Annotated in this window: 21 protein-coding genes and 1 tRNA gene; 13 read left to right on the top strand and 9 right to left on the bottom strand. The window is 63.7% G+C overall.

Annotation, left to right across the window (positions count from 1 at the left end; all coding sequences use genetic code 11):
* On the top strand, positions 1–259 hold a 259-nt coding region (locus tag VEI45_RS26110; protein WP_324857687.1), incomplete at its 5' end, for a nitroreductase family protein.
* A 258-nt stretch (positions 260–517) separates the two neighbouring features.
* On the opposite strand, the gene VEI45_RS26105 is transcribed toward VEI45_RS26110, so the two are convergent.
* The 4 genes from VEI45_RS26105 to VEI45_RS26090 all read right to left on the bottom strand — a co-directional run bounded on the left by VEI45_RS26105 (position 518) and on the right by VEI45_RS26090 (position 2,532).
* Entirely contained in the window at positions 518–715 is a 198-nt protein-coding gene (locus VEI45_RS26105; RefSeq protein WP_324857685.1) for a hypothetical protein, read from the bottom strand.
* Between the two features lie 51 nt (positions 716–766).
* Positions 767–976 carry a hypothetical protein gene (locus VEI45_RS26100; RefSeq protein WP_324857683.1) on the bottom strand — a complete coding sequence of 70 codons (210 nt, stop codon included), beginning with the start codon at positions 974–976 and terminating at the stop codon, positions 767–769.
* Between the two features lie 265 nt (positions 977–1,241).
* Positions 1,242–1,718, bottom strand: a complete 477-nt coding sequence (locus VEI45_RS26095; RefSeq protein ID WP_324857681.1) for a helix-turn-helix domain-containing protein — start codon at positions 1,716–1,718, stop codon at positions 1,242–1,244.
* Between the two features lie 46 nt (positions 1,719–1,764).
* The gene (locus tag VEI45_RS26090; protein WP_324857679.1) at positions 1,765–2,532 is read right to left on the bottom strand and encodes a glucose 1-dehydrogenase; all 768 of its coding nucleotides are present in this window, start codon (positions 2,530–2,532) and stop codon (positions 1,765–1,767) included.
* Positions 2,533–2,650: 118 nt separating this feature from the next.
* Here VEI45_RS26090 and VEI45_RS26085 point away from each other — a divergent pair, with 118 nt between their 5' ends.
* From VEI45_RS26085 to VEI45_RS26070, 3 genes are all read left to right on the top strand, one after another.
* Positions 2,651–2,917: a hypothetical protein gene (locus tag VEI45_RS26085; protein ID WP_414687598.1), complete on the top strand. Its 267-nt coding sequence runs from the start codon at positions 2,651–2,653 to the stop codon at positions 2,915–2,917.
* Positions 2,918–3,038: 121 nt separating this feature from the next.
* A complete protein-coding gene (locus VEI45_RS26075) occupies positions 3,039–4,478 on the top strand; it encodes a wax ester/triacylglycerol synthase family O-acyltransferase (protein WP_324857677.1) in 1,440 nt (479 codons plus the stop codon).
* On the top strand, positions 4,478–5,302 hold the full coding sequence (locus tag VEI45_RS26070; RefSeq protein ID WP_324857675.1) for an alpha/beta hydrolase: 825 nt from the start codon (positions 4,478–4,480) through the stop codon (positions 5,300–5,302). The genes VEI45_RS26075 and VEI45_RS26070 overlap by 1 nt, the downstream gene beginning before the upstream one ends.
* A gap of 8 nt (positions 5,303–5,310) precedes the next feature.
* Here the strand turns inward: VEI45_RS26070 and VEI45_RS26065 are convergent, their stop codons facing one another.
* A complete protein-coding gene (locus VEI45_RS26065) occupies positions 5,311–6,135 on the bottom strand; it encodes a helix-turn-helix domain-containing protein (RefSeq protein WP_324857673.1) in 825 nt (274 codons plus the stop codon).
* 107 nt (positions 6,136–6,242) lie between these two features.
* On the opposite strand from VEI45_RS26065, the gene VEI45_RS26060 reads away from it, so the two are divergent.
* Positions 6,243–6,533 (top strand): hypothetical protein, encoded by a 291-nt coding sequence (locus tag VEI45_RS26060; RefSeq protein WP_324857671.1) that lies wholly within the window; start codon positions 6,243–6,245, stop codon positions 6,531–6,533.
* A gap of 154 nt (positions 6,534–6,687) precedes the next feature.
* Positions 6,688–7,593 carry an NAD(P)H-binding protein gene (locus VEI45_RS26055; RefSeq protein ID WP_324857669.1) on the top strand — a complete coding sequence of 302 codons (906 nt, stop codon included), beginning with the start codon at positions 6,688–6,690 and terminating at the stop codon, positions 7,591–7,593.
* Between the two features lie 207 nt (positions 7,594–7,800).
* Here VEI45_RS26055 and VEI45_RS26050 read toward each other — a convergent pair whose 3' ends face one another.
* Entirely contained in the window at positions 7,801–8,682 is an 882-nt protein-coding gene (locus VEI45_RS26050) for a TIGR03854 family LLM class F420-dependent oxidoreductase (protein WP_324857667.1), read from the bottom strand.
* 241 nt (positions 8,683–8,923) lie between these two features.
* Here VEI45_RS26050 and VEI45_RS26565 point away from each other — a divergent pair, with 241 nt between their 5' ends.
* A complete protein-coding gene (locus tag VEI45_RS26565) occupies positions 8,924–9,400 on the top strand; it encodes a phospholipase D-like domain-containing protein (RefSeq protein ID WP_414687597.1) in 477 nt (158 codons plus the stop codon).
* Positions 9,401–9,676: 276 nt separating this feature from the next.
* Here the strand turns inward: VEI45_RS26565 and VEI45_RS26045 are convergent, their stop codons facing one another.
* Positions 9,677–10,435 (bottom strand): SDR family NAD(P)-dependent oxidoreductase, encoded by a 759-nt coding sequence (locus tag VEI45_RS26045; protein ID WP_324857665.1) that lies wholly within the window; start codon positions 10,433–10,435, stop codon positions 9,677–9,679.
* Positions 10,436–10,674: 239 nt separating this feature from the next.
* Here VEI45_RS26045 and VEI45_RS26040 point away from each other — a divergent pair, with 239 nt between their 5' ends.
* Together VEI45_RS26040 and VEI45_RS26035 are read left to right on the top strand one after the other, a co-directional pair.
* Positions 10,675–10,962, top strand: a complete 288-nt coding sequence (locus VEI45_RS26040) for a hypothetical protein (protein ID WP_324857663.1) — start codon at positions 10,675–10,677, stop codon at positions 10,960–10,962.
* A gap of 363 nt (positions 10,963–11,325) precedes the next feature.
* Positions 11,326–11,604 (top strand): DUF732 domain-containing protein, encoded by a 279-nt coding sequence (locus VEI45_RS26035; RefSeq protein ID WP_324857691.1) that lies wholly within the window; start codon positions 11,326–11,328, stop codon positions 11,602–11,604.
* A gap of 379 nt (positions 11,605–11,983) precedes the next feature.
* On the opposite strand, the gene VEI45_RS26030 is transcribed toward VEI45_RS26035, so the two are convergent.
* Positions 11,984–12,054 (bottom strand) — tRNA-Cys (locus VEI45_RS26030).
* A 156-nt stretch (positions 12,055–12,210) separates the two neighbouring features.
* On the opposite strand from VEI45_RS26030, the gene VEI45_RS26025 reads away from it, so the two are divergent.
* The 4 genes from VEI45_RS26025 to VEI45_RS26560 all read left to right on the top strand — a co-directional run bounded on the left by VEI45_RS26025 (position 12,211) and on the right by VEI45_RS26560 (position 16,185).
* On the top strand, positions 12,211–13,230 hold the full coding sequence (locus tag VEI45_RS26025) for a fused (3R)-hydroxyacyl-ACP dehydratase subunits HadA/HadB (protein ID WP_324857661.1): 1,020 nt from the start codon (positions 12,211–12,213) through the stop codon (positions 13,228–13,230).
* A gap of 287 nt (positions 13,231–13,517) precedes the next feature.
* Positions 13,518–14,489 carry a PE-PPE domain-containing protein gene (locus VEI45_RS26020; RefSeq protein ID WP_324857659.1) on the top strand — a complete coding sequence of 324 codons (972 nt, stop codon included), beginning with the start codon at positions 13,518–13,520 and terminating at the stop codon, positions 14,487–14,489.
* A 398-nt stretch (positions 14,490–14,887) separates the two neighbouring features.
* On the top strand, positions 14,888–15,670 hold the full coding sequence (locus tag VEI45_RS26015; RefSeq protein WP_324857689.1) for an enoyl-CoA hydratase/isomerase family protein: 783 nt from the start codon (positions 14,888–14,890) through the stop codon (positions 15,668–15,670).
* A gap of 71 nt (positions 15,671–15,741) precedes the next feature.
* On the top strand, positions 15,742–16,185 hold the full coding sequence (locus VEI45_RS26560; protein WP_414687595.1) for a GMC oxidoreductase: 444 nt from the start codon (positions 15,742–15,744) through the stop codon (positions 16,183–16,185).
* Positions 16,186–16,239: 54 nt separating this feature from the next.
* Here the strand turns inward: VEI45_RS26560 and VEI45_RS26555 are convergent.
* Positions 16,240–16,359 (bottom strand): hypothetical protein (locus VEI45_RS26555; protein ID WP_414687596.1); only part of this gene is annotated, 120 nt, incomplete at its 5' end.

Below are 16,359 nucleotides of genomic sequence, written 5' to 3'. Positions count from 1 at the left end.
TGCATCGGTATACCCGCTGGTGTGGAACATCTTGCTGGCCGCGCGCAACGAGGGTTATGGGGGCACCCTCACCACGAATGCGGTGGCGGCGGAGCCGCAGGTGCGGGATTTACTCGGCGTGCCGGAGTCGTACGCGGTCGCTGCGGTATTGCCGCTGGGAAAACCGCAGCGGCAGCTGATGAAGCTGAAGCGCAACAGCGTCGCCGAAATCGCGACCCGGGAGCGGTTTGACGGTGAGCCGTTCCGCGCGAAGGGCTGATTGCTCAAGAAGCGCGTGACGGCTTCGCAGCGCCGCGCACGGCGTCACACCCATGATCGAGCTGTTGCCGTTCGAAGATGCGCCCGCGGCCTATGAACGAATGATGCCCGGCCGAGCCAGGTTTCGTGTGGTTCTGGACATGCAGATGCGATAGCCGATCCGTTGGCGCAGAAGGCGATGCGCTATGTTCGCCGTCGTCGGGCGTCTCGTGCAAGTCTGGCGGGTGGGCGCCGCGGTGGGATCGGCATCGACCGTGTCCTAGTTGGCGCGCCAGCCACGAAAATGCGGCCAAGCCTCCTCATCGGTCTGTTCGATTGGATACCCGACTTCGCGCAGCATGGCGGTAGCCGCTCTGAATTCGTCGAACGACACCGTGACCGGGCCGTCGGGGTCAGGATCGTCGGATACCGGCAGCCCCATGAATGTTGCGATCTGCTGCAACGCCACGAAACCCATCCGAAGCGACAGTCGCGGGGAAAGTTTGGGCTCTCCCGATGGGGTCAGCGCCTAATGCAGGGCAGCGGCATCCATCACCGCGATCAGCGCGACCAGCCAGTGCGACAGCGGCCACGGTGAGCGGAGCCTCGCGAATGTCAGGTAGGTGGTGTGGGATTCGGCGACCTCAGCGGCCCACCGTTCCCATGCGGTGAACAGCTCGTCGAGTACAGGCCGTCGGCTGAGCCGGTCGGCCCACTGCACGTGGTCGACGGCAATCATCAAGCGATGAACAGCCGCAAGTCGGGTGGTAGCCGGATGATCGGCGCCCCCGGGCAGGCCTGCTCGATTTCGTCGCACTTGCTTCGGGCGACCCGAATGCGGGTATGGCTTGCTTGACGGCAGATCTCACACGGGTGCGGCGGACGATACCGAGTGCCGTCGCCAACACCTCGTCGCGACCCCGCATCGGCCCATAGGGTCTCATCAGCCGACCTTTCGAACCCGCAGGCACAGCGACGATGTTTGCTCCCCCGCGGGAGGCGGCTCATGAGCGGTCGCCGCGATGCATGATCAGGCCGCGACCGACGACCGGCTCGGTATCGCGAGCATCGATCTCCGCGCCGCATTGAGAGCACACGACGCACACATCGACACGGTGCCCACACGGCTTGTGCAGCAGATCGACGGGAGGGGCCGCAAGACCGGTCCACTCGTTACCCCATTGCATCAGCGCGACGTAGACGGGAAACAGCGCGCGTCCCTTCGAGGTCAGCCGATACTCGTTGAGGTCGCGCGCGGCGTGCTCGGCGTAGCGGCGTCGTTCGAGAATGCCGTGGTCGACCAGCCTGTTCAGCCGTTCCGAAAGCACGTTGCGGGCCAAGCCGATGCCCCGCTGAAAATCCTCGAACCGCCGAGCCCCGTTGAACGCTTGCCGCATGATCACCCAGACCCAGCGCTCACCGACGATGGCCGCCGAACGGGCGATCGCGCAGTTCTCATCATGCAGATCGGCATGCTTCATTACCGAAGAGGATAACGCCGATCGTAGTTGCGTTTCAAAACTTAATTCACGAGACGGTGAGGCCGCCGTCGACCACGAGTGTGGCGCCGGTGACGTAGCTAGCGGCAGGGCTCGCGAGGAACACCAGCGCGGCCGCGAGCTCTTCTGGATCTCCCGGCCGACCGGCCGGGACCCGCGGAAGCTGGCTGTCGATGTAACCCTCAGGGAACTGATCAGTCATTTCTGACGGGAAGAAGCCCGGAGCCAGCGCGTTGACGCGAATGCCCTTGCGACCGGTCCACTGCACGGCCAGATCCCGGGTCAGACCCGTCACGCCGGCCTTACTGGCCGAGTAGGCCGCCTGCGGCAGCCTGCCGCTGGCCAGCGCGACGACACTCGCGACATTGATGATCGAGCTACCCGGTTTCATGACACGGCCACACGCTTGGGCCATCCAATAGGACCCATTGAGATTGATATCGATCACCTCGCGGAACTGGTCGGGTGTTTCGCGCGTGGCGGGCACGGCGGTGCCCTTACCGGCGTTGTTCACGAGCACATCGACACGACCGAATTCGGTCATCGCGGCGTCGACTACGTGCTGTGCGTCCTCGGGACGGGCGACGTCCGCGGTCACCGTTAGCGCGCGCCGGCCCCGCTCCTCAACAAGGGCACGAGTCTCCTTGAGGCGGTCGGTGCGGCGCGCGCTCAGGACGAGGTCGGCGCCCGCCTCGGCAAGTGCCTCGGCGAAGGCGATACCCAGCCCCGAGGACGCCCCGGTGACGATTGCCACCTTCCCGTCGAGCCGGAAGCGGTCGAGGACCGTCGTACTCATCTGGCTGTCCTTTCGCGGGAAGCATGGTCGTCTTTCGGATCTTAGTTGCAAATTACTACTAGTGGAGTACCGTGTGAAGCCTCTATAAGATACGGCAGGAGGCCGGCGCACCCACGCGCTGAGCAAGAGTCGACAATGGCGCCTGGCCGCTCGCCCGCCGGGCAAGATTCGCGATTCGGATTTCGAGCTTATCGAGATGCCGGTTCCTGAGCCGGCCGACAGGCAGTTCGTCGTCGCCGTCACATACATCTCGCTCGATCCCGCGATGCGCGGCTGGATGAACGCCGGCTGTTCGTATCTCCCGCCCGTCGGCAAGCGCCTGGCCGCAATACTTCTTCCACTACGAACTCCCCCAGACGATCGCACAGTTCGACCTGCTCGATAGCGGCGACCGAACCACTATGGATTTGGGTGAAAACTGGTTCTAGCGTGATGGATGCACGAGCCAGCGGTGCACCTAGCCACAATGTCTCAGGGGCTAAACCGAGCTTGCCTATGGAGGTGTGATGCAGCAGCTGACCGGTTTGGATGCCGCGTTTTTGGCGCTCGACTCGCCAACGGCCTACGGGCACGTGGGCAGTGTGTCCATCCTTGATCCGCCCACGAGAGGCGAGGTGCTGACGCTTGAGCGGCTGACCGGACTCATCGAGTCCCGCTTGCATCTGGTGCCGCCGTTTCGCCGCCGTTTGGTGGAGGTGCCCTTTGGACTGGATCAGCCGTACTGGATCGAGGATCCCGATTTCGACATCGAGTTTCATGTCCGCGAACTCGCGTTGCCCAGCCCGGGGGATGATCGCCAGCTGGCCGTGCAGGCGGCCCGGTTGCACGCGCGGCCACTGGACCGCCGCCGCCCGCTGTGGGAGACCTATCTCATCCACGGACTGCAGAGCGGCCGGCAGGCCGTCTACATCAAGGTGCACCACGCGGCCATCGACGGGGTTTCGGGAAACGATCTGCTGGCCGCGCTGATGGACACCTCGCCGGAGCCCCGCGATGTTGGCGAGCCAGACTCGTGGCGTCCGGAAACCGAGCCCGGCGCGGCGAAGCTACTGGCGCGCAGCGTTGCGTCGCTGGCGACCAACCCGGTCCGGGCGGCACGGGTCTCGGCGGACATCGTGCGCTCGTTGCCAGCGCTGGTCAGCAGTCCCGCACGCCCGTGGCTGCCGCTCATCGACCGTTTTCTGCTGCGCCGCGGCCGCGGTGTCATCTTGTCGGCGCCGCCGTTGATCGCGCCCCCAACGCCGTTCAACAAGAACATCGGCCCGCATCGGCGTTGGGCCTTCACCAGCGTCCCGCTTGCGGAGGTCAAGGCAGTCAAGAAGGCCGCGGGTGTCACCGTCAATGACGTCGTGATGGCGCTGTGCGCCGGCGCGCTGCGCATCTGGTTGCAGAAACACGATGCCCTGCCCGAGGGACCGCTCGTGGCCGCCGTTCCGGTGTCCATCCGCACCGAAGAGCAAAGAGGCACCCACGGCAACCGGGTCTCGACCGTCATCGCGCCGCTACCCACGCATTTGGCCGACCCGGGTGCGCGGCTGGCAGCTGTGCACGAGGCGATGCGCGCGGCCAAGGAGCAGCACAACGCGCTGCCCGCCGAGCTGCTCACCGACATCGCCCAGTTCTCCATGCCGGCGTTGGCCAATCAGGCCAACCGGCTGGCCACCCGACTGCGGCTACTGGAGCGGGTCCCGCCGTTCAACTTGATCATTTCCAACGTTCCCGGGCCCACCGTGGATCTTTATCTGTGCGGGGCGCGACTCGACGGGATTTACCCGCTCTCGGCGATCGCCGACGGGCAGGGGCTCAACCTGACCGTCTTGGGGTCCAACCACAAGATCAACTTCGGAGCACTGGCCGACCGCGACCTGGTGCCCGATGTCGATCTGATAATCGATGCGGCCAAAGCCGAACTCGTCGCACTGTCCGACGCAGTGGGGGCAGGCTGATGTCGAGTCCGGTGTCGTGGGCGGACGTACCCGCCGGTACCGCCGGGGCGGGTGCTCCCGCGTCGTGGCTCTTCGTGACCGACGCCGCTCGCGCGGTGGCCGAGTTCGGTCTGCTCGTCGCCGCGCTGCCGCTAAGGCAGCTACTGCCGGTCGGCGACGGGCACCCGGTTCTGGTGCTGCCGGGCCTGCTGGCCGATGACGATTCCACCTGGACGCTGCGGCGCATCCTGCGCGACCTGGGCTACCGGGTACATGGCTGGCGCCTCGGACGTAACCTCGGCCCGACAGCCGCGACGGTCACCGGACTGCAGAACCGCCTGCTCGACCTGCGGTCGCGATACGACTCTGCGGTGAGTGTGATCGGCTGGAGCCTCGGCGGTGTCTACGCCCGCACCCTCGCCCGTGACACTCCCGCTGCGGTGCGCCAAGTCATCACGCTTGGCAGTCCGATTCGCCTCGCCCACGAAAGCCAGTCCCGGGCCCGCCGTGCCTTTGACCGCTACGCCCATTTGCATGTCGTGCCAAGGGAGTTGCCGCTGGAGTCCGGTCTCGACGCGCTGCCGGTGCCAGCCACATCGATCTACTCCCGATACGACGGCATCGTCGCCTGGCAGGCCTGCCTCGACCAGCCGTCGGCACGGGCCGAGAACATTGCCGTAGCCAGCAGCCATTTGGGATTCGGCCACCATCCGGCGGTGATATGGGCCGTCGCCGACCGGCTGGCACAGCCGCACGGCGAGTGGGCGCCATTCCGGGCGCCCACCGCGCTGCGGCCGCTCTACCCGCCAGCGGACACACCACCCGGACGGTCTCCCCGGCCCTGACGGCCAACTTACCCTGGGTCCGCAGCCGGCAGCGAGCGCAGCGCCTCTAGTGCAGCGGCGGAGTCGCTGCCGGGCTCCGCGCGATACGTGAGCATGTGCTGTCCGCCGGAGTGCGGGATGTTGAACCTGTTGCGGTGTAGGTAAAGGTCACCGACGTCAGGGTGCCGCATATGGATGACGCCCGGGCGGTAACCCACATCCGCTCGCGCCCATAGCTCCCGGAAACGCGCACTGGTGCTGGACAATTCGTCGATCAGGGCGCGCAAGCGCGGGTCATCCGGATCGCTACCGGCCGCTTCACGCAACCCGCTGACCGCGACGTCGGTCACCTCGTCCCAATCAACAAAGAATTCCCGGGCAGCGGGTTCGAAGAGTCGCCAGCGCAGAAAGTTGCCCCCGGGTGTGAAACCTGGCGACAGGGCCCGGGCGAGCGGATTCGCGGCCAGCACATCCAGGCACCTGCTGGCCACGATTGCCGGCATCGAAAACTGGTCGATGAGTTTGTCGATGCCGTCGGCAGCGGTCTCCAGATCCGGCTGCTCCCTGTGGCTGCCGGGCGGGCTCGCCAGCTGATGTAGATACTTGTTGCCTTTGATGTCCAGCTGGAGCGCCCGCGCAAGCGCGTCAAGAATCTGAGCGGATGGATTCTTGTCGCGGCCCTGCTCGAGCCGCAGGTAATACTCGGAGCTGATACCCGCCAACATGGCCAGCTCCTCGCGCCGCAAGCCCCGAACACGGCGCCTCGCGCCCGCGATCAGCCCGACGTCTTCGGGGTGGACCTGTCCGCGTCGCGCACGCAGGTAATCACCGAGCGCATTGCCTTTCGCCACCACCACATCAGCCTAAGGCTGTCCCCGCCAGTACCGGTGTTATTGGGGCTTCCCCACCTCGGACGCAGCGCGCACACAGTGGATGTTGTACAGCGCGGGAAGGAGCAGAGATGGTGCATCGAATGGATGTCGAGTTCCCGGTCGAAGGTGGTGTCACGCTGCGGGGCTGGTTGTTTTTGCCCGACGGGGCGGGACCGCATCCGGGCATCAGCATGGCGCACGGCTGCGCCGGGATGAAGGAACACGGCCTGGAGCGGTTCGCTCGCCTATTCGCCGACGCGGGGTTTGTGGTGCTGGTGCACGACTACCGAGGCTTCGGGTCCAGCGGACGGTTCGCCGCGCTTCGACGTCGACCCATGGGTCCAGATCGCCGATTGGCGCCGGGCTATTTCTTTCCTTGAGGACCATCCGGTGGTGGATCCGGACCGGATCGAATATGAGCCACGCTGGAATCACCGGAATGCGCTGTGCCGCAGATGACATCATCACTGTAGGCGCCGGGATGACACATACAGCCTCATCTGAGATGCTCAGCAACTGAGCCTTGGGAGTGAGATGGCCCCGACATATCTGATCACCGGCGCCGGCGGCGGGCTGGGCAGCGTCAGCACCCGCGTTGTGCACCTATTACTCGGCCATGGCGACGCGGTACGGGCCATGGTGCACCGACAGGACTCACGCGCCGACGCGCTGCGCCAGCAAGGGGCCGAGGTGATCGTCGGGGACCTCACTGACCCCGTCGACATCGCGGCAGCGATGTCAGGCATCACCCGAATGTTCTTCAACATGAGCGTCTCCGCCGCCTATCTGGAAGCCACCGCAGTCATCTGCGCCATCGCTACAGAACTCGGCGAGTTGGAACTGTTGGTCAACATGTCTCAGATGACGGTCTCCCAGATGACCGTCAACAGCACCGCCGAATCCCACCAACAACGACTGCACTGGCTGGCCGAACACGTCATCAACTGGTCGAGCCTCCCCGCCGTGCACATCCGGCCCACGGTGTTCCTCGACAACCCGCTGTTCACCCTGCTGGCAGCCCAGTCGATCCGTGACACCGGACGCCTTGAGCTGCCGTTCGGAACGGGCCGTACCTCACCGATCGCAGCCGCCGACGTGGCCGACGTGGTCACCACCGTGCTGCGCTCACCCAGCGGCCATGTCGGGGCACTCTACGAATTGACCGGTCCGGCAACGCTAGACGTCGATCAGCTTGCCGAGCAGTACGCCGCAGCCCTCGCCCGGCCGGTCGCCGCCGTCCGGGTGTCCTATGACCAGTGGCTGAAGCAGCTAACGGAGTCGGGGCTCGACCCGCACGTGCAAGACCATATCGCCACCATGGCGCGGCTGCACCGCGACGATCGCTACAACCGGTTTACTCATGACTTCGAAGACGTGACCGGCCACACCGCACAAACCGTCAAACAATACGTCGGCGAAAACCGGGGGTTGTTCAGCTAACGACGAGATGATCGGGGTCGCGCAGGTTGGCTCCGGTGAGCTCCTCGTAGCGGCGAAGGCGGTGTCGCACGGTAGCTGCGCGGCCATTCCGTTGGAGATGACACAGCGCACCGTCGGCGACCTCATCGCCACCGTGACCGGCGATGAGCGTGACGCGGTCAGGTTTCGCGGTATCGTAATTGCCTGCGGTATAATAGATTATCGTAATCAGTTCTGTCGATCGGCCAACTCGTCGACGAATCGATCGATGAAATCGTCCACGGGCCCGCTGCTGGCCGGCCGAATGACAAATTTCGTCAAACCCGCGTCCAGGTAGGCGTCGAGTTGGCGATGCAGCTGATCCCAGCTCGTCGCGATCAGCTCACCCGGATCCACATCGGGACGACGCCGGCGAACGGCGGCGGCCAACTCCACCGGCAACTCACCGTCAGCGACGGCCAACGAAATCCCGAAGTGGTCCGGTTCGATATGCCGACCCGCCTGTCCCGCCGCACGTTCGATCGCTTCGCGCCCCAGTCGCGCCTCCGTTGGGGTAAGGAAACTACCCAACCAGCCATCGCCAAACGCGCCGATGCGGCGAAATGCCGCCGGCGCCGAACCGCCTAACCAAATGTCGAGCGGAGGTGCCGGTCGCGGCGCGATCGCCGCCCGGCTCACCGTGAAATACCGGCCGGAGTAACTCGCCGAATTCTCGACCAACACCGACCGTAGCAACTGCAACGACTCATCGAACACCGCCGCCCGCTCTCCGTCAGGGACGACAAACAGCTCGCGCTCGGCCGCAATCGCCGAACGTAACCCGAAGACGGGCAGAACTCGCTTGGGCGCAAGGGCCGCCAGCGACGCCAATTGTTTCGCCACCAGCACCGGATGACGCCCTGGAAGCACTGCGACTGAAGTGCCCACCTTTAAACGTGTCGTGCGGGCCAGTGCGTAGGCCATACCCACCATAGGATCCACCGCTGGGGAGTAGACCAGTTCCGAAAGCCACAGCGAGTCGACTCCGCTGTTTTCGAGGTGATCGACGATGTCGGCTAGCTGGCTCGGAGCGGTGTTCGCACCCAGGCTGACCCCGAAGCGAATCTTCATCAGCGTCTCCCTCTGTCTTATCGCGTATGTATCGCAACAAGGCCGCGCCGTTATTTCTGCCCGCGTGGTCAGCGATGCCGCTTGTTCCGTTGAGTGCGAAACGGCCGGAGCGTGTTCACCGATCGGATCCACGTTCCGCCGAGCGTGGGTCGCCCAGACTCGGTGGCTGCGGCGAACTGCGGCTGCGTTGCCATAACCATTCTCGCGGCGCCGCGCACACGCGACCGATGCGAACTATCAGCTGATCCAGGAGCCCGGCGCCGGTTACTCCCCCATCGTCGGTCTGATCAGCGTTGCGGTCCGTTCGGTCCGTATCACCATCTACGAACTCAACGATCCCGCCGCGGTCAACGCACTCATTGACGACCACAACCGCGGCGTGGACATCCGGGTCATCCTCGACGCCGCGTTCCACGGATTGTGCTCACCGACAACACCTCACTTATCATCGGCAGTCAAAACCTCTCCACCACAAGTCTTCTCGAAAATCGGAACTGTCCCTTGCACTGGACACCGCTATCGCGCCGGACCTGATGGCCGCCGGGAAATCCACGTTCGACGCCGACTACGCCGCCGCGTCCGCGCAATAGCAACAGCTGGGTCGCCCGACAAGCGGCGTTACCCGGGCGGAAGAGGCCGCTTCAGGGTACAAACGATGCCCCACTCGAAAAGACGGTCACCGACTTGGTCATATTCTTTGAAGTGGTGGACGACCTGAGTTCGTTGGACCGCAGAGTTGACTATCTCCCACCCCTCTGCTCCGTAGGCGTTCGTCAGTCGGCTAACCTCATCGATCACCGCTTGCAGGGATTCGTGCGTCTCGTAGATGAAGGTGGTCTCCCACCGCTGTGGCTGCCACTCGCCGTCTGCCGCTAGGCTTCCAGCATTCCCGGACGAAGGTTCGCTCATGCCTCGGCATCCTACGGCGCTGGGACCCCAGAAAGATGAATGAAAGTTGACCGACGCTTTACAACTCGATGGTTGCGGGCAGAGCTCACTGCACGAATTGTTGGCCACCATCTATGTCGTACGTGGCACCGGTGAGCGCTGTGTTGGTCATGAGGTGTACGGCAAGCGCCGCAACATCCGCGGGGCCGACTACCCGCCCGATGGGAAGCTTCGCACGCAGTTCGGCTCTGCGCTCGTCAAGTCGATCTCCGAGTAGTGCGGCAGATAATGGTGTGTCCACGAAGCCGGCGGCGATGAGGTTGACCCGAATGGGTGCGAGCTCAAGAGCTAGGGCGGCGGTGAACGGAGGAAGCGCGGCGGTGGCCGCTGGCACGATGCCGAGTTCTTTGCTGACACGACGGCCCCCGGTGCCGCCCATGAATGTCAGCGAGCCTTGAGGCGTCATCTTGCTCACCGAGTGGCGCGCCACCGCGAGATACAGCGTTACGTGCCCGCTGAGAATTTCGCGCACTTGGTCAGCGTCCATTTCCAGCAGGGGCGCATACCGCGGGCCCCCAGCGGTGACCATCACGTGATCGATTGGGGTGGAAAAGGTCTCGAAGAAGCTTTTCAGGGCGTCGTCGTCGGTGGCGTCGAAGGCCGCAGTATGTTGGGCGCCGACGTCGCGGGCTGCTTGGGTGAGTCGGTCGGGATTGCGGCCGGTGAGTATGACGTCGGCGCCGTGGGCGCGTGCGCGTCTGGCTGTCTCTAAGCCAATGCCGGCGCTGCCACCGATGAGCACGACAGTCCGCCCGGCCAGGTCCAATTCTGGTTGGGGGGTTACGGGTGTGGTTGCGCTGCGCATGATTCCTCCAACGGGACAATTCCGACACCAGCCCTGTCAACCAGTTTTCGAGACCCACGATTCCGGTTCAGACCGATGTATCTCTGTTACCAGAACGTGGCCGGGGTGTACTCGTCTGTCGGCTAGGTTTACGACTCGGCTGATCTAATGCTTCCCTGCACTCAGGCGTAACGAGCGTAGTTGTGCGCGGCGGTTGAAGGCAGAGGCACGGAAACCCTTTTAAGAAGCACGGGGGATTGATGGATTTCGAGGGTGTACATACCCGTGAGCTCCTGACGATGGCTCGACGGGCATTGCAGGGCGATAACGTTGACAAGGGCATGTTCTGCACGGCCGCGATCCGGGTCATCGACAACCCGCCCCGGGACGGCATCTTGCGCAGTCTGGCCGACCACGTATGTCAGGCCGTTTTCGACTGGGCGTGCTTCGAGGGCTCTCCTGCACGGCTCGAAGGTGTTGTTGAAAGCTACAAGACTGCCGCCAGCGCCCTACACGTCGACGAACAGCTTAATAAGTTGCGACACTAGCGCATTCAACTTGAAGGTTTCCAAACCGCATGGCAGAAGGCGCGTCGTCTGCCGTCGTACTCTCGGCGCAGACCCCGATCGTGACCATCGACATCACGGTCACGCTCGCGGTGATGAAGAATTGCCGTCGCGTCACGTCCATGGCATCAATATCCTGAACTGACAAGGGAATCCAGCGCAATCACCGTAGCGTAGCGCACGCAAGCCGCTCCCCGGTTTCTTTCGTCGGGCTGACAGGATTTGAACTTGCGGCGGCTCGACCTCCCGCTCCCCGGCGTCTGTTTGCTCGTTCTGTGCCTCTGCGCACCCAGATCCGTTTACGGTCGGACCATAAATATCAAGCGATGGTCGGCGACGGTGTTGATGATTCCTGCCGCGCTGGCGACGGCCGCGCCGGCCCATGCCGACGCCGACAGCTACATCCGATACCTCAACGACCACGGAACATTCGTGCCGGGAATAAACGACGCCGTCAGGATCAGTCGCGGATCCCAAGTCTGCACCTCATTGCACAACGGCATGACGCCGCAACAGATTATAGACGCGAACCCGATTGTGTATTTCGACCTGCGCGGAGTGATCGATGCTGCACAACACGAGCTGTGCCCGGACACATTAGGCAAGGGCGCACCAACTCCCTAGCCACACGGCACCCTGCGTTATCGGTGAACAGACCTCACGGAACAGCGACTCTCGCCGATCGCTCCCTCAACGTCGTCTGCCTTGAGGTGCCAAGGGCAGCGCACCTTGTTCGATGCGATATAGGAAGTCTTCTACGATGCCGGAGTAACGTTGAACCTTAGCTGACACCTTTGTGGCACAGCCGCATTCGAGGCATTCAGTCACTGATTGCGCGTCGGTGCCTAAGCCAGCAATCGTTGAATCTCCGAGTTGTCGTAATCGCCTCGCCGAGCCCGGGGCCGCAGTGTCGTCGCGACTGCCGTCGTCCACGCAGACGACACAGAGAGATTACCGTGCGAAGGTCAGCGATCACATCGGCGATGATGCTCAGCTTTTGCGGAGCGAGTGACGGGATTCGAACCCGTGTGTACGGCTTTGCAGGCCGCTGCCTAGCCGCTCAGCCACACCCGCACAAGCCACCACCCTGGCAGCTCAGTGCGATGGCGGTCCAGTATTTTGCTCGAACCGATCAATTTGTCGCGGCGGCGCTCAGCGCTCCCTCCCCCGCGCGCTAGTGTGCTTCGGTCGGCCTCAGCGAACAAGCCAGTAGAAAAGTTGGGCAAATTGATGACCGCAGCAGAAGCGTCGGCGATCGAATCGCGGGTCGGCCACTACTACCAGATGGACGGCACCTACCTGGTCGGCCGCGACAAGGTGCGCGAGTACGCCCGTGCAGTGCAGGACTATCACCCTGCGCACTGGGATCTCGCCGCCGCTGCTGAGCTGGGGTATTCGGACCTGGTGGCGCCGCTGACGTTCACGTCGACCCCGGCCATGAAGTGCAATCGCCGCATGTTCGAACAGGTGGTCGTCGGCTACCACGCCTACATGCAGACCGAAGAAGTCTTCGAGCAGCACCGTCCGATCGTGGCCGGCGACGAACTGCACGTCGACGTCGAACTGACGTCGGTGCGCAGGATCGCCAGCAGAGACCTGATCACCGTGACTAACACCTTCACCGATACCGCCGGCGAACGGGTGCACACTCTGCACACCACCGTTGTCGGTCTCACCGCCGAGGACGTCGATCCGGCAATCAAGACGGCCGTGCAGAAGATGATGATGCACGACGTGGACATCTTCGGAATCGGCGAGTCCGAGTACCAGAAGACGGTGCGCCCCGAGGGCGAAATTCGGATCGCTGAGGACACGACCCGCACGCCGGGCACGCCGTCCTTCGATGACGTGAAGGTCGGCGACGCACTACCGGTGCACCAGACCCGACTGTCCCGCGGCGACCTGGTGAACTATTCCGGCGTGGCCGGCGACGCCAACCCGATTCACTGGGACGAGGACATCGCCAAGCTGGCTGGCCTGCCGGATGTGATCGCTCACGGAATGCTCACCATGGGTTTGGGCGCCGGATTCGCCTCCGCATGGTCCGGCGACCCCGGTGCGGTTACCCGCTACGCGGTGCGGCTGTCTGCGCCCGCGATCGTCTCGGCCACTGAGGGCGCCGAAATCGAGTTCAGCGGCCGAATCAAGTCCCTGGACCCCGACACCCGCACCGGTGTCGTCATTGTCGCCGCGAAATCCGACGGCAAGAAGATCTTCGGCCTGGCGACGTTGAACATCCGCTTCCGCTGACCTGGCAACCCAGGTGACGGCGGTAGTCGACGACGAAGAACGGTGGCTTGCGTAACAGCTGTCCTCACGGCTGTCGAGATGCCCTAAAGGCAAGCTCCCCGAACACCGCACCGGCATCGCCCCGGCCACTGGGCCGCACCAATCACACGAAACGGAGTCGGCCGGAAATACCCGACTCCACAGGAACGCCTTAAGTCCAAGATTAAGAATTTCTTGAATTTAGGATTAACTTCAGCTAAGAAGATGCTATGACGCAGGTCACCGTACGGGCGCGAAGGAGCGCAGCGGTGAACAGACACAAGCTGCTCGCGAACGCTATCGCCGTTGGCATCATCGTGGCCAGCGCGCCAATCAACCCAGTCGCCCACGCTGACGTGACTCTGCTGTCCACGGACGACCCGCTAGAAGGGAGCGACACGGCGATCATCGTCGGCGGAACCACCGAGCCGACGCCGTCGACCGCCTTCGCGGACACCGTCGAGGATCTGTATCTGAACCCGCTGGGTTTCGACGATGGCGCGACCAACTCGACGGTCTGCGACATGGTCGGGACCGAACCGTGCAACGCGCCGCTGCAGGTGCTGACGACGCCCGAACTCATCGAGCAGGGTCCGAGTACTCAAATGGCCGCGGACGAGATCGTTGCCGCCGTGGAGAACGAATGCAACTCGAATCCGAGCGATTGCACCGCCGCGGACCCGCTGACGATCTTCGGATACTCGCAGAGCGCCACCGCCGAGTCGATGGCAATGACCCAACTCGAACAAGACCCCAACATCCCCTCCGACGGTCTGCACTTCGTGTTCATCGGCGACCCCTCCCTCCCGGGCGGCATTTGGCCCAATCTGGAACCAGATATGGACGCGTTATTCGGCTCGAGTATGACGGACACTATTCTCACGGATTCCGGGATGGACGGCGTCCTTGGCAACGTGACGCCGGATAACGCATACCCGACGACGATCTACACGCTGGACGGCGATGGGGTCGCCGACTTCCAACAGGACTTCACGGCCGGAGGTTTCCTGGACTCGACCATGGGCCTGTTCGTCCAGCACGTGGAGTACCTGGGGTTGACACCGACGGAAATCGCTGATGCGACCACGTCGACCGACGGCGACATCACATATGTCGACATCTCCGACAACATCAATAACCCCGACGCGTGGATTGATGCATTTGAGCACGGGTTCGCCAGCAGCGGACTACTCGAGAGCCTATTCGACTCTATGCAACTGTATGTCAGCGACCTGATCTGACCCGAGCCCTGGGCGCACCCAGCAGCAGTGCCAGTGGCATGGAAATGCCTGTGACTCGCGCTGCGGCCTTTTGGGCGCTGGCGACTTCGCGAGAGGACGTCTCACCCCAGCGACGCGCCGCGCCAACCGTCAACGTTGATGGAGCGTTGATGCGCGGCAACCCAGCGGAAAAACGTCGCTATTCCACGATGGTTATTTGACAAGAGCTGCCGGGAATCCAAGATTGCTCTGAACTGGGCGGGCGGAACGATTAGCCCATGGTGATCGTCACGGGCGCATTCGTCGCGCAGCACGCACAGGAACAAATCGGCGGCGAAGGCACACTGCTCATTGAGAAGGCTGACCGGCGCGGCCAGGATTACGTCGGGCGAGACCGGTGTGCGGATAATGTGGCCGCCATGACTCAATACGAGACGCTAACCTTCGATCAGGCTGGCCCCATCACCCGCATCGCCTTGAACCGGCCCGCCGATGCACACGGCATGAATGACGCCATGACCCGCGAACTCGCTGACGCGGCGCGACGATGCGACGTTGCCGACACCAAGGTAGTGGTGCTGACCGCCACCGGCCGGTTCTTCTGCGCCGGTGGCGATCTCAAGGCGATGGCGTCATCGCCGCTCGGCCGCGGCCGCTACGTCAAGGGGATGGCCGACGATCTGCACCGCGCGATCTCCACATTCGCGCGCATGGACGCGGTTCTGATCACCGCCGTCAACGGCGTGGCAGCGGGCGCCGGGTTTAGCCTCGCGATCACCGGCGATCTCGTGCTGGCTGCTGAATCCGCATCATTCATGATGGCCTATACGAAGGTGGGTCTGAGCCCCGACGGCAGCTCGTCGTACTACCTTCCCCGCCAGATCGGAGTTCGCCGCACCCAGGAGTTGATGCTGACCAACCGAAGGCTATCGGCTCACGAGGCATCGCAGTGGGGCCTAGTCACCGAGGTCGTACCCGATGACGAACTCGCTGCCCACACCAACGCGCTCGCCACCGATATGGCCTCTGGCGCAAAGGACTCCGGATCGGCCGTAAAGAAACTGTTGCTGACCACATTCGGTAACGGCCTCGAAGAGCAAATGGAGATCGAGGGCAGGCTCATTGCGGCATGTGCCGATAGCGCCGATGGCAGCGAAGGCATCAACGCATTCCTCGACAAACGCACAGCGCGATTTGCCTAACGAGATCCCCGGCCATCTCGGGGCCTATAGCAAGTTGCCGGGGCGTCAACCCGCGGACTGCACACCGGGCCATGCGTTGTACGCCGGACAAGCACGCCGACCCGATGTGTTACGGTCGCGCGCAGCACCCGCGGCCCGCCATTGTGATCTTGCAGTCGCACTGGACTCCGCAGAGTCGGGGTACCGTACTGGCGCGGTCGGCCGATCCGCGAGTTCCACCGGCCATCCGGACCAAGGGGCTCACTGCTGCGGCGGAGATCGCGGCCTTCCTGCGGGCGACGGCGCACCCGAGAGATAGCCGCCACGGACCCGCTGGCTTCGGTGCTCAGTACCGAAATCCATCCCGGAACCCAGGTGGTTCCGATGCCGCACTTGAGAAGTGGATCCGCGAAACCGCCAATAGCACAGATCATCCCGCGTGCACTGCGGCCATGGGCGCCGATCCAGATAGTGTGCTCGACGAGCGTCTGCGAGTGCGCGGTGTCAACGGGTTGCGCGTTGCAAAAGCTAGATAATCAAGAACGTCCTACTCGCTCATCTTCGCTGCATCTCGGCACCGGCGCTGCAGCTTAGCGCGCCATATTCGCAAAGCGCGACAGATGCAGTTGGTGAGCGACGGTCACCGTCTTGGTCGGGCCGTTGCGGTGCTTGGCCAGAATCAGGTCTGCTTCGCCGCCACGCGGATCGTC

This window comes from Mycobacterium sp., from assembly GCF_035623875.1.
Classification (GTDB): Bacteria; Actinomycetota; Actinomycetes; order Mycobacteriales; family Mycobacteriaceae; genus Mycobacterium.
Note: the sequence above shows the minus strand (reverse complement) of the source record. Positions and strands in the feature narration are given on the sequence as shown.

What these genes read in the sequence shown, in the direction of transcription:
- VEI45_RS26105 (WP_324857685.1), bottom strand. Translation starts at nt 715, where the DNA reads ATGGGTTTCGTGGCGTTGCAGCAGATCGCAACATTCATGGGGCTGCCG.
- VEI45_RS26100 (WP_324857683.1), bottom strand. Translation starts at nt 976, where the DNA reads ATGATTGCCGTCGACCACGTGCAGTGGGCCGACCGGCTCAGCCGACGG.
- VEI45_RS26095 (WP_324857681.1), bottom strand. Translation starts at nt 1,718, where the DNA reads ATGAAGCATGCCGATCTGCATGATGAGAACTGCGCGATCGCCCGTTCG.
- VEI45_RS26090 (WP_324857679.1), bottom strand. Translation starts at nt 2,532, where the DNA reads ATGAGTACGACGGTCCTCGACCGCTTCCGGCTCGACGGGAAGGTGGCA.
- VEI45_RS26075 (WP_324857677.1), top strand. Translation starts at nt 3,039, where the DNA reads ATGCAGCAGCTGACCGGTTTGGATGCCGCGTTTTTGGCGCTCGACTCG.
- VEI45_RS26070 (WP_324857675.1), top strand. Translation starts at nt 4,478, where the DNA reads ATGTCGAGTCCGGTGTCGTGGGCGGACGTACCCGCCGGTACCGCCGGG.
- VEI45_RS26060 (WP_324857671.1), top strand. Translation starts at nt 6,243, where the DNA reads ATGGTGCATCGAATGGATGTCGAGTTCCCGGTCGAAGGTGGTGTCACG.
- VEI45_RS26055 (WP_324857669.1), top strand. Translation starts at nt 6,688, where the DNA reads ATGGCCCCGACATATCTGATCACCGGCGCCGGCGGCGGGCTGGGCAGC.
- VEI45_RS26050 (WP_324857667.1), bottom strand. Translation starts at nt 8,682, where the DNA reads ATGAAGATTCGCTTCGGGGTCAGCCTGGGTGCGAACACCGCTCCGAGC.
- VEI45_RS26045 (WP_324857665.1), bottom strand. Translation starts at nt 10,435, where the DNA reads ATGCGCAGCGCAACCACACCCGTAACCCCCCAACCAGAATTGGACCTG.
- VEI45_RS26040 (WP_324857663.1), top strand. Translation starts at nt 10,675, where the DNA reads ATGGATTTCGAGGGTGTACATACCCGTGAGCTCCTGACGATGGCTCGA.
- VEI45_RS26035 (WP_324857691.1), top strand. Translation starts at nt 11,326, where the DNA reads ATGATTCCTGCCGCGCTGGCGACGGCCGCGCCGGCCCATGCCGACGCC.
- VEI45_RS26025 (WP_324857661.1), top strand. Translation starts at nt 12,211, where the DNA reads ATGACCGCAGCAGAAGCGTCGGCGATCGAATCGCGGGTCGGCCACTAC.
- VEI45_RS26015 (WP_324857689.1), top strand. Translation starts at nt 14,888, where the DNA reads ATGACTCAATACGAGACGCTAACCTTCGATCAGGCTGGCCCCATCACC.
- VEI45_RS26560 (WP_414687595.1), top strand. Translation starts at nt 15,742, where the DNA reads ATGCGTTGTACGCCGGACAAGCACGCCGACCCGATGTGTTACGGTCGC.